Origin of the sequence: Caballeronia sp. LZ029 (assembly GCF_031451275.1) — a bacterium.
GTDB classification, from domain to species: domain Bacteria; phylum Pseudomonadota; class Gammaproteobacteria; order Burkholderiales; family Burkholderiaceae; genus Caballeronia; species Caballeronia jiangsuensis.
On record NZ_JARUXO010000002.1, the window covers coordinates 134,647 to 145,444 of the forward strand.

Here is a 10,798-nt window from a genome sequence, read left to right on the forward strand (position 1 = left end):
AAAATGCGGCGCCCGCAAATGAACCAATTGCACCTATCATCAACGACAGGCACGTCGAGCAACCCGCTGCCGGTTAATACTCGAATTCCCGTGCGGGCGTCTGCGTCGGCTTATCGTCTTTCGGCGCTTCGGCGACGGTGGCATCGGTTGTGAGAATCAACCCCGCAATCGATGCGGCGTTCTGCAGCGCGGTACGTGTGACCTTGGTCGGATCGACGACGCCCGCTTCAACAAGATCGCCGTATTCGCCGAGGGCTGCGTTGTAGCCAAAGTTGCCGTGGCCTTCGACTACTTTTGCGATGACCACCGAAGGCTCGTCGCCCGCATTCGCGGCGATGATGCGCAGCGGCGCCTCGAGCGCGTGCAGTACGATCTGGATGCCCGCGTCCTGATCGGTGTTGGCGCCTTTCAGTCCCGTCACCGCTTCCCGCGCGCGCAGCAGCGCCACCCCACCGCCGGGCACGATGCCTTCCTCGACTGCGGCACGTGTAGCGTGCAGCGCGTCGTCCACGCGGTCTTTCTTCTCCTTCATTTCGACCTCGGTGGCCGCGCCGACCTTGATGACGGCCACGCCACCGGCGAGCTTCGCCACCCGTTCCTGCAGCTTCTCGCGGTCGTAATCGCTTGTCGTTTCCTCGATCTGCGCACGAATGGACTTCACGCGTGCCGCGATGCGCGCTTCGTCGCCCGCCCCATCGATGATGATCGTGTCGTCCTTGCGGACTTCAATGCGCTTCGCTCGTCCGAGATCTTCAAGGGCTGCCTTCTGCAACTGCTTGCCGGTTTCTTCGGAGATGACCGTCGCGCCCGTCAGCGTTGCGATGTCCTCGAGCATGGCTTTGCGCCGGTCACCGAAACCTGGCGCTTTGACGGCAGCGACCTTGAGGATGCCGCGCATGGCATTAACGACCAACGTCGCCAGCGCTTCGCCATCGATGTCCTCTGCGACGATCAGCAGTGGCTTCCCAGCCTTTGAGGTTGCTTCAAGCACTGGCAACAGATCCCGGATATTCGAGATCTTCCTGTCGTGCAGCAAAATCAGCGCATCGTCGAGATAGGCAGCCTGCTTGTCGGGATCGTTAATGAAGTAGGGGCTGATGTAGCCACGGTCGAACTGCATGCCCTCGACAACATCCAACTCGTTCTCGAGCGACTTGCCATCTTCGACGGTGATCACACCTTCCTTGCCCACTTTTTCCATCGCCTGCGCGATGATCGTCCCGATCGCCTCGTCGGCGTTCGCGGAGATCGAGCCGACCTGGGCAATCTCACGGTTGGTCGAAATCGGCTTCGACAGCGTGCGCAGCTCGTCGAGTAAGGCAGCGACGGCCTTGTCGATGCCACGCTTGAGATCCATCGGATTCATGCCGGAGGCGACATGTTTCATGCCTTCCTGGACGATCGCTTGTGCGAGAACGGTGGCCGTCGTGGTGCCGTCGCCGGCCACGTCCGCCGTCTTCGAAGCGACCTGTTTGACGATCTGTGCGCCCATGTTCTCGAATCGGTCCTTGAGTTCGATCTCCTTGGCGACTGACACCCCATCCTTCGTGATGGTCGGCGCGCCGAAGCTGCGTTCGATCAGGACGTTTCGGCCTTTGGGCCCAAGGGTAACCTTCACGGCATCGGCCAGCACATTGACGCCTTTGACGATGCGGAAACGGGCGGTGTCGTGGAATTTGACCTCTTTTGCGCTCATGTTATTGCTCCGGAGTTTGTGTTGACCAGCGGGTCGCGATCTACCGATGCATTGACTGGTCGCAGTACCGGCGTCACCAGTCGAGTGTCGGGGATCCGATTTAAAGTTCAGGCAGCCTTGCGCGCCGGACCGGCGTCCGCCTCAAGAACGCCCATGACGTCCTCCTCGCGCATGACAAGCAACTCCTCGCCATCGACCTTGACGGTCTGGCCTGCGTATTTGCCGAATAGAACCTGGTCACCGACCTGTAGCTGGAGCGGGCGCAGCGCGCCGTCCTGCAGCAGCCGGCCGCTGCCGACTGCGACGACTTCGCCTTGTTCTGGTTTTTCTGCTGCTGAATCGGGAATTACGATGCCCGAAGCTGTCGTCCGTTGCGTTTCGATTCGCTTGACGATAACCCGGTCGTAGAGGGGACGAATATGCATTTCCATCTCCTGAGCGATTAAAGGATCACCAATAAGGGAATCCGGCCGCACGATTGCGACACGCTGAGTGCCACCGCGCAGCCGAGCCAAGCCTGGCGAAAAGCGAAATAAGGGTGGGCGTTTTTCGATTCAAGGGGTGGAGAAAACTCGATTTGTAACTTTTTGTATCAGAGCGGCAGCAGGATGCGATGCACTCGGCCGAGCCGATAGATGGTGCGCCCCCGGTGGTCGCGCCGGCGAGATATAGGCGCTGCAGGACACGGGGGGCGACGTCCGCCATCAGCATTCAATGTGTCGTCGGGTTCGTTGAGCGCGCGCCACAAACCAGACTGCGCAGGTCGAAAAATCCAGCGTAGATAGCCTCGGCGCGCAGCGAGTTGCATTAAGCTTTCGCGCCCGCTCTCGGCATCGTCTCGCGGTGCCCTGTTGCTCGCGTCTGCCTCGTAGAAACCGAACGCCTGCCGGCAGGCGAGCGCCTCTGCCGCGCGTGCGCCTATGACGTTGCAACTGCGCTGCTCAGCACGCTCCACGTCCCACGCGCCGAGTTGCCAGGCTGCGTCAAGCACCAGCAAATCCACCGTCTCGAAGCTTCGCCATTGAAAATTCAGCGTAATGGTCGATGGAGGAACAGGACGTGAAGGAATATCAATGCCAGGCAATACGAGGGGCGTCGCACGCCGGAATCCGTGCCAATGGAGTAACACGATCAGCGGCGTATTAATGTGCGCCGCAGCGGTGACAGTGACGGCAAAGAGCGGCAGCCGCACCGCGTTTATCTGCTCTTGAAGCCGGTCGAAAAGGTCCATGAAGCCTCCCTAGTTGACAACTGCAGGGCCCTTGAATGTGGTTCGTGCTATTTTATGTAGTGCACGCAAGCAATGCTTACCAGTCGAACACAACTTGACATAAAGGAAATCGGGGCAGATGGCGCTCTGCCTCGTTCGTTTGTCGCATGGCAATGTGCCGATCAGGGACCGGGCACCGGTGTGGCCAGTTTGAGACGTCTAACGAAACCATCGTGCGGACCATCCTTTGGCAGCTTCTGGCTCAACAGCAGACCCAACGTGGCACAGAGTCGCCACGTTGAAAGAGTAAAGCGCAGCAGACAGGCATGAAACACCTTATGAGACGACTGCTACTCCGAGGACTCTGCCGACGCCGAATGTAAACGCGGCTGCCGCCAGACCAACGAGTATTTGCCGAACCGCTGAAAATCTAGCACTGCGACCGTTGAACACCGAGGTGAAGACTCCGATGGCCGCCAGTGCCAGCATGCTGAAACCGATGCATTCGACGATTGCCGTTCCACCTGTCGACCTAAGGAACGGCATGCCGGGGAAAATGGCGCTGATGGAAAACAGGCAAAACGAGACGCCGGCAGCGGACCACGGATTGCCGCCTAGTTCAGCCGGGTCAAGTACCAGTTCCTCGCGCACCAGCGCGTCTAATGCCTTGTTCTAATCCTGCATGATTTGCGAGGCGACACGCTTGGCCTCTTCCGCGCTCAATCCTTTCGCTTTGTAGATGAGTGCAAGCTCGTGCTCTTCTGATTCAGGGCATGGTGCATGCCTGCACGAATTGCGAAACAGACGGCCGCGTCGTCCCTAGCATTTCAGTTTTGATGTGTGCGCCAAGCTGACCGCTCATGGCGGCGCATACCTGGCCATAATCGTTCCAGGCAATCCGGACGTGGGGAATGACGCGGCGGCAACTGCTGTGGCCAGGATGGCCATTGATCGGTCGAGAAAGTCTACCGCGCCACTTCTCACCGGACGCGGGTCCGTTGACCGGGCAGGCGAGCATGCGGCGCGCAGGAAGATCGTCCTATCCAACGCAAGCGGATGGTGCGACATTGCGCTCAGCATTCTTAACATATCCCGCCCGATGCGCCGTAGCCAAGCGGCGCTCGCGAGCCGCGATTACATCATCAGCCAATCATGCTCAGAATCGACGAAGTCATCAATAGCGAAGCATTCTCGGATCGATGCGATGTCGTGGTTATAGGTGGCGGCATCGTCGGCGTCAGCACGGCGTATGAACTCGCGCGGCGCGGGATATCGGTGACGCTTATCGAGAAGGGCATCATCGGCGGCGAGCAATCGGGACGGAACTGGGGCTGGGTGCGTCATCAGAATCGCGACTTGTACGAATTGCCGCTCGCCATGCACAGCCTCAAACGCTGGGGCGAACTCAGCTCCGAACTCGGCGACGACATCGGCTTTCGCAAGAGCGGCATTCTCTACGGCACTGAGCAGGAGGCGGATGTCGAGCGCTGGAAAGCGTGGCTCGCCCAGGCACGTGAGGTCGGCTTTCGCAGCGACATTCTCTCGGCCCGCGAACTCGAAGCACGCGTCCCGACGTCAAAGGCGCGCTGGGTCGGCGGTCTGTGGTCGGCCACGGACGGCCGTGCGGAACCCTCCAAGGCGGCGCCAGCCATCGCACGCGGCGCGCAGAAGTCCGGCGCGAGGGTGCTCCAGAATTGCGCCGCTCGAGGTCTTGATATGAGCGGCGGAAGGGTGTCCGGCGTATGGACGGAACGCGGACGTATCGCGGCAGATTCCGTGGTACTCACGGGCGGCGCATGGAGCGCGCTGTTTGCCAGCACCACGGCATCGATCTGCCAGCCATTAACGTGGTAGGCACAGCGCTGCGCACAGCGGAAGCGCCAGGCGTCATCGAAGGCTGTTTCGCCGGACCGGCCTTCGCGCTCAGGCGGCGCCTGGACGGCGGCTACACGATTGCCGTTCCCGGCTATGGCCGGGTTGAGCTCGCGCCACAGAACCTGCGCCATTCAGTAAAATTCCGCACCATGTTCCGCAGCAAGCTCAACAAGAAGCTGAAGATCCGCGTGGGTTCCAGCTTTTTTAACGGACCGGAGGCAAGCGCCGCCTGGAACGACGGTGATAAGACGCCGTTCGAGAAATGCCGCATTCTGGATCCCCGGCCGGACACCGAATGGCTCTCGCGCGCCGTTCGAAACATCGCAGGCGTGTTTCCCGAACTGGCGAACGTGCGGATCGCCCATGCCTGGGCTGGCGCCATCGACACAACGCCCGACCTGATGCCGATCATCTCTAAAATCGCAGCGAAGCCGGGACTCGTCATCGCCTCCGGATTTAGCGGACATGGTTTCGCACTGGGACCGGGTGCGGGATTGCTGACGAGCCAGCTCGTGACGAACGAAGCGCCGCAGTTCGATCTTGGACCCTACAAACTCGAGCGGTTTAGCGACGGCACGGCGCTGCATCGCCCTGAAATGATGTAAGAAGACCGCCATGGGTTCGTCCGGCGGCTTCCAGTGTATTGTCATGAAGACACAATGATAATTCGGGGCAAATGGGAGATTAGCCTCCTATCGTTAGTCCGATGGCAATGCGCCGAGGTGAGGGAGCCGGCCATCGGTTTCGGCCAATAGCAGTCTGTGCTCAAGTTGGGTGACGGAGTATTCAACCGTCCGCTCTACCTCCCGCTTGGGTCAACGGCCAGCCCATGTACCAGGCGGAGCCCAAACGTCTTTCCTGCGTCAATTCCGAATCAAATCGATCCGCGAAAGAAATAGCTCGGCGATCGGCGAACGATTGGTCCGTTGTAGCCGACGACGAGATCGATCGTCGGCGCTTCGCCCTTCAGCGGTCGGCTCGTGACCGACCAGGGAAGGAAATTCTCCGCGTAGGACGGCAACAACGCGACGCGGCGCGTCGATGCGATCAGCGACAACGCCATTGTCAGTTTGTGAACGCGATGCGCCGGTTCGATATCGAGGCCGTTATCACGAGCAGCGATACGTCAAGCGTCAGCGATCGACGGAGCGCAGCATCCGGAATCGCTGGCGGAATGGGCGTAAGCGGCCGGGCAACTCACCTTGATCGTAGTTGAAGCGCTTGGGAGTATCGTGTCCACCAAAGCGAATAAGCGGACACGTGAACACTATCGAAGAAGAGGCGTTGCCGACGCGTCGCCGTCGTCGCCGCTACACCGAAGAATTCAAGGCGCGCGTTGTCGCCGCTTGCCAGGGCACCGGCGTGTCGGTGTCGGCCGTCGCGCTGGAACATCGGCTCAACGCGAATCTATTGCGCCGCTGGCTTGATCAGGCAGAAGGCAGACTTCCGAAGCGGTTGTCTGAACGCCCGGTAGAAGCTCAATCGACACTACTACCAGCATTCGTTCCTGTAGCCATGGGCGCAAAGGAGGTAGCCTCGCCGGAGATCCGTGTCGAAGTTCGCCGGGGTAATCAGTCGATAACCGTGAGCTGGCCGGTCTCCGAAGCCGCGCAATGCGCGACATGGCTGCGCGAGTGGCTGCGGTGATTCGTGTCGACGAGATCTGGCTAGCAGTCGATCCGCTGGACATGCGGGCTGGCTTCGACACGGCGTTGGGGCGCGTGGTGAAGGTGTTCGGCGCCGCGCATCCGCACCACGCCTATCTGTTCACCAACCGCCGCGCCAACCGACTGAAGGTTCTCGTCCACGACGGCATCGGCATCTGGTTGGCTGCGCGCCGACTGAACGAGGGGCAATTCGCCTGGCCTCACGCTGGCAGCGAACCCAAGCAGCAGGTACTCACGCATGAGCAACTGGCGGCCTTGGTGCTCGGGCTGCCGTGGCAGCGCATCGGCCAAAGTGGCGTGATACGCATAATCTGATGTGTCGGCGACGACGTATACAGTTGTGCTTCTCGCGTGTGCGGGGTTCTGGCAGACTGGTCTGCATGAACCCGCCGGCCGACCTCGACGACCTCAGTCCAGAGCAGTTGCGTGCCCTCGCAGCGCAACTGCTCGCCGAGGTCCACGCCAAGGATCTGGAGGTGACGGAGAAACGCAGAGAAGTCGATGCGTTGGAGCGGGAGCTGCATTACCGGCAAACCCGCATCGACCAACTGACTCACGAGATCTCCGTGCTCAGGCGCCAGCAGTTTGGCCGTCGCAGCGAGCAGCTCAACAACGAGCAAATGAGCCTGCTTGACGAGGCGATTGATGGCGACCTGGCTGCCATCGAGATAGAGCTCGAAGAGCTCGAGCCTGCACGGAAGCGCCGACACGAGCAGCCAAAGCGCGCACCCTTGCCGCCGCAGTTGCCGCGTGTCGACATCCGTCATGAACCCGACGACACGGTGTGCCAATGCGGATGCGAACGTGTTCGTATCGGCGAAGACATCAGCGAGAAGTTAGATTACGCGCCGGGCGTGTTCACGGTGGAGCGACACATTCGCGGTAAATGGGTATGTCGCCACTGTGAGACGCTAATCCAGGCACCCGTGCCCGCGCACGTCATCGACAAAGGCATCCCAACCACCGGACTTCTAGCATCGGTACTCGTCAACAAATTCGCAGATCACTTGCCGCTGTACCGTCAGGAGCAGATCTTTGCTCGGGCGGGCTTGGCGATACCAAGGTCCACGCTGGGAGCGTGGGTGGGCGCATGTGGCGCGCAGTTGCAGCCACTGGTCGACGCCCTTCGACTAGAGATCTTGGAGCAAGGCGTGTTGCACGCCGACGAAACGCCGGTACAGATGCTCAGCCCCGGCAAGGGGAAGACACATCGGGCTTATCTGTGGGCGTATACGCCTACGCAGTTCAGTAACCTTCGCGCGGTGGTGTACGACTTCGCCGGCAGCCGAGCCGGCGAGCATGCCCGCACATTCCTAGAAGGCTGGCATGGCAAGCTGGTGTGTGATGACTACGGTGGTTACAAGGCCTTGTTCCTTCAGGGCGTCACCGAGATCGGCTGCACAGCGCACGCGAGACGCAAGTTCTTCGAACTGCATGCCAATCACAGCAGCCAGCTCGCTGAAAAGGCATTACCATTCTTCACTGAGCTCTATGACATCGAGCGCGATGCCGCAAATCTGGATGTCGATACCCGCCACCGGCTTCGGCAGAGCCGTGCCAAGCCAGTAAGCGATGCGCTTTACGAATGGCTCGTTACTCAACGCAAGCTCGTTTCCGATGGCTCCGCCATTGCCAAGGCGTTGGACTACAGCCTGAAGCGTTGGCAAGCGCTGACGCGTTATCTCGAAGACGGGCGCGTACCCATAGACAACAATTGGGTCGAAAATCAGATCCGTCCGTGGGCCATCGGCAGGTCCAACTGGTTGTTCGCAGGGTCACTGCGAGCGGGGCAGCGTGGTGCTGCAATCATGAGCCTGATCCGCTCGGCGCAGCTCAACGCGCATGATCCCTACGTCTACCTAAAAGACGTACTTACGCGATTGCCTACTCATCGCGCCAACGACATCTCGCAATTACTTCCGCATCGTTGGGCGCCCACCATTGGTTAAGCATTAGTAGCGAAACCAGGCGCGCAGACAAGGAGCTACCGGAGTGCGGCAACGACTCTAAGGCCAAGGGAGGAAGCCAGCGCTGTCGCCTCCCCCGGTGTCTCGCAGCAATCAATCCAAAAAGCGGTACCCGCAACGGCGATTGCGTAGGGCAGGACATCGCTGCCGCATTCATCCTGCTTGTAGATCACCACTTCCGCGCCTGCCTCGAGGAAATCGGTCATCTCGGCGCGGCACTCCGGGAAAACCTTCGCAACGTGGTTAGCTTGGGCAACGGAAAGAGGCATGGATAACTCACAGGAATCGAACGATCCGAAAGAAAAATTCGGGTACACCGACACGCTATCACATCGAGTCAGTTTGGCAATCTGATGGGCGTCGCGACTACAGGCCGTCTAGATGCCTTCCCTGGGCGCTTACGTACCGGTGACCCGCAAGACCTCCTGCGTGAGAAAAAGAACGGCAATTGCGTATTCTTGGTCACGACGCGGTAAGTTGGGACAAGGTAGATGGGCTGCGGTGAATTAGAAGGAACAAATGGAAGATCAGAAAGAGCAAGTTCGCATTCGTCGCCGTGCATACGAATTGTGGGAGCGACAAGATTGTCCGGAAGGCCGTGCAGAAGACTTTGGGGAACTCGCAAAACCGTCCCTTGCCGAAGAAACACCTGAGATTTCGACCGGCGAGAGCGCGGCTGGGTCGGATAGCGGAACGCGACTTTCAAGCCGGGCGTTGAAGGCAGCTGCACTGGACGCGATCCGAATCGGCGTGCATGTCATCGCTTATGGTTACCACGCTGGCACCCTCCCAAGCGTTTGGAACGACAGCTACGATCATTCAGGTCAGTGTCCAAGGCGAATACAAACCAAATACATCATAACGTGATATATTTGGAGTAAGGAGTGTGCTCGGTTCCGATTCGACGTAGGCAGTGTGGTGCGAACATCGGTGCGCTTGTCAATTTGAAGGCGCCGAGTCCTAAACCCGGCGGAACTCTTGTGCCGGCGTTGAAGCGCTGAGTCTCTGAGGCGGAAAATCAGGTTTCGAAGAGCGTGTCGTCCTCGGCCATCGACACCACGGCTGACGGCACGCCGATGCAGATTTATCGCCGTCCCTCAACGTCGGTAAATCACTCTCCGAAGTTTTTTCGAAGCGCGTTTCAAACGGGGGGAGGGACCATGGCCACCTATCGGCGCATCTTATTGTGCTACAACGGCACACGAGAAGGACGCTGTGCGTTGCGTCTTGGCGCTGAACTTGCGCGACAGCTTGGCGCTGAAACGCATCTTCTTGCCGTGGTAGACGATGCGGCGTGGGCACGAGGTCTTGACGCTATTCCGGCAGTTGCCCTCGATTTCGAGGAGATGTCGGCGAAAGAAGTATTGCGTGAAGGAGTGAACAAACTGTCGCAACTCGGCGTGGCGGCGTCCAGCCACTTCGCAATTGGAAACCCCATGGATCAAATCCCCCGCTTCGCGGAGGAACTGAATATCGACCTCATTGTGGTAGGGCACCATCGGAGCGGCCTTCTTTCACGATGGTGGACCGGTCAAGACGATGGTCGGTTACTCGACCGGGTTTCGTGCAGCGTACTCGTTGCCATGGATTTACAAGATCAACAGGGCCTGTGATTTGGAGGGGATAAAAGTGTCTCTCTGCGAGGGAAGCCGTTTTATCCAATGAAGTTAGGAGCCGAAGTTCGTCCGGCCGAGAATAAAGAGCCTCGCCGCGGAGAAGACTGATTTTCTCGGCCTCCTTTTCCTCAAGCGCGGCCAAACCGCCAAAATGACATGACGTCGAAGATGTGCTCGGGCGGATCTTGGCGCGGCTGGGCGCTTCGAAATCGATCGCCAGTGAGGTTGTTATAGACGCTGCCGGCCCGGCGGGACGAATCTTGGGCTTTACCGCTCGCTCGTGATGCGACAAGCAGAAGAGTTAGCGGATTTCGAAAGGCCAACGAGTGCTGCCGGTTCGTACGGTAGAAGCAAAAGACATCATGCACGCTCTTCAGGACGTTCTACTGACCGCCGTAGCCGTTGCGATTTACCTGCTGCCCGCGATCCTCGCGGACCGCAGGAAGCGACGCTCCGTGCTGATGCTCGCGCTCTTCAATATCCTGTTCGGCTGGACCATCGTGGGCTGGTTTGCGGCGCTTCGCTGGGCGTTTCATCCCGATAGCGCTAGGAAGCTAAAGCGAATCACGAAGAGCAACCGGCGAGCGTCGGCACAGCGTACGATCAGTGCGCTTACGTTCCGTGCGCGCAGACGCGAATCGCGTAACGCGTAAAGGGGCATTTGTGTGGGCGGCCTCAAATGTGAAGTGCAACACCTGTTTCGTATAAGGTGTTGCGATGCACGAAACAACTCAGTATCAACAGCTTCAACCCGAAGAGCGCCTGAC

Annotated in this window: 11 protein-coding genes and 2 pseudogenes; 7 read left to right on the forward strand and 6 right to left on the reverse strand. The window is 59.4% G+C overall.

Features of this window, described 5'->3' with window-relative positions:
- Positions 1 to 73: 73 nt before the first annotated feature.
- The 4 genes and pseudogenes from groL to QCE73_RS15645 form a co-directional block, all read right to left on the reverse strand.
- Positions 74 to 1,696, reverse strand: a complete 1,623-nt coding sequence (groL, locus tag QCE73_RS15630) for a chaperonin GroEL (RefSeq protein WP_309882166.1) — start codon at positions 1,694 to 1,696, stop codon at positions 74 to 76.
- Positions 1,697 to 1,803: 107 nt separating this feature from the next.
- Positions 1,804 to 2,121 (reverse strand): co-chaperone GroES, encoded by a 318-nt coding sequence (gene groES, locus QCE73_RS15635; RefSeq protein ID WP_014253163.1) that lies wholly within the window; start codon positions 2,119 to 2,121, stop codon positions 1,804 to 1,806.
- 167 nt (positions 2,122 to 2,288) lie between these two features.
- The gene (locus QCE73_RS15640; RefSeq protein WP_014253164.1) at positions 2,289 to 2,927 is read right to left on the reverse strand and encodes a hypothetical protein; all 639 of its coding nucleotides are present in this window, start codon (positions 2,925 to 2,927) and stop codon (positions 2,289 to 2,291) included.
- Positions 2,928 to 3,242: 315 nt separating this feature from the next.
- Positions 3,243 to 3,677, reverse strand: a pseudogene (locus QCE73_RS15645) (VIT1/CCC1 transporter family protein); the annotation flags it as partial.
- Positions 3,678 to 4,058: 381 nt separating this feature from the next.
- Between QCE73_RS15645 and QCE73_RS15650 the strand changes: the two are divergent.
- A pseudogene (locus QCE73_RS15650) lies at positions 4,059 to 5,386 on the forward strand (NAD(P)/FAD-dependent oxidoreductase).
- Positions 5,387 to 5,655: 269 nt separating this feature from the next.
- Here the strand turns inward: QCE73_RS15650 and QCE73_RS15655 are convergent.
- Positions 5,656 to 5,844, reverse strand: a complete 189-nt coding sequence (locus tag QCE73_RS15655; protein ID WP_035511481.1) for a hypothetical protein — start codon at positions 5,842 to 5,844, stop codon at positions 5,656 to 5,658.
- A 197-nt stretch (positions 5,845 to 6,041) separates the two neighbouring features.
- Here QCE73_RS15655 and tnpA point away from each other — a divergent pair, with 197 nt between their 5' ends.
- From tnpA to tnpC, 3 genes are all read left to right on the forward strand, one after another.
- The gene (tnpA, locus tag QCE73_RS15660) at positions 6,042 to 6,428 is read left to right on the forward strand and encodes an IS66-like element accessory protein TnpA (RefSeq protein WP_014253167.1); all 387 of its coding nucleotides are present in this window, start codon (positions 6,042 to 6,044) and stop codon (positions 6,426 to 6,428) included.
- A complete protein-coding gene (gene tnpB / locus QCE73_RS15665; protein ID WP_148276314.1) occupies positions 6,395 to 6,763 on the forward strand; it encodes an IS66 family insertion sequence element accessory protein TnpB in 369 nt (122 codons plus the stop codon). Before tnpA ends, tnpB begins: the two co-directional genes overlap by 34 nt.
- A 65-nt stretch (positions 6,764 to 6,828) precedes the next feature.
- Positions 6,829 to 8,397, forward strand: a complete 1,569-nt coding sequence (gene tnpC / locus QCE73_RS15670; RefSeq protein WP_309882172.1) for an IS66 family transposase — start codon at positions 6,829 to 6,831, stop codon at positions 8,395 to 8,397.
- Between the two features lie 35 nt (positions 8,398 to 8,432).
- Here tnpC and QCE73_RS15675 read toward each other — a convergent pair whose 3' ends face one another.
- A complete protein-coding gene (locus tag QCE73_RS15675; RefSeq protein ID WP_309882173.1) occupies positions 8,433 to 8,684 on the reverse strand; it encodes a hypothetical protein in 252 nt (83 codons plus the stop codon).
- A gap of 250 nt (positions 8,685 to 8,934) precedes the next feature.
- On the opposite strand from QCE73_RS15675, the gene QCE73_RS15680 reads away from it, so the two are divergent.
- The 3 genes from QCE73_RS15680 (at position 8,935) to QCE73_RS15690 (ending at position 10,684) form a co-directional block, all read left to right on the forward strand.
- Entirely contained in the window at positions 8,935 to 9,282 is a 348-nt protein-coding gene (locus tag QCE73_RS15680; protein WP_075583988.1) for a DUF2934 domain-containing protein, read from the forward strand.
- A 293-nt stretch (positions 9,283 to 9,575) separates the two neighbouring features.
- A complete protein-coding gene (locus tag QCE73_RS15685) occupies positions 9,576 to 10,028 on the forward strand; it encodes a universal stress protein (protein WP_075583989.1) in 453 nt (150 codons plus the stop codon).
- Positions 10,029 to 10,393: 365 nt separating this feature from the next.
- Positions 10,394 to 10,684 (forward strand): superinfection immunity protein, encoded by a 291-nt coding sequence (locus QCE73_RS15690; protein ID WP_014253170.1) that lies wholly within the window; start codon positions 10,394 to 10,396, stop codon positions 10,682 to 10,684.
- The last annotated feature ends 114 nt before the right edge of the window (positions 10,685 to 10,798 follow it).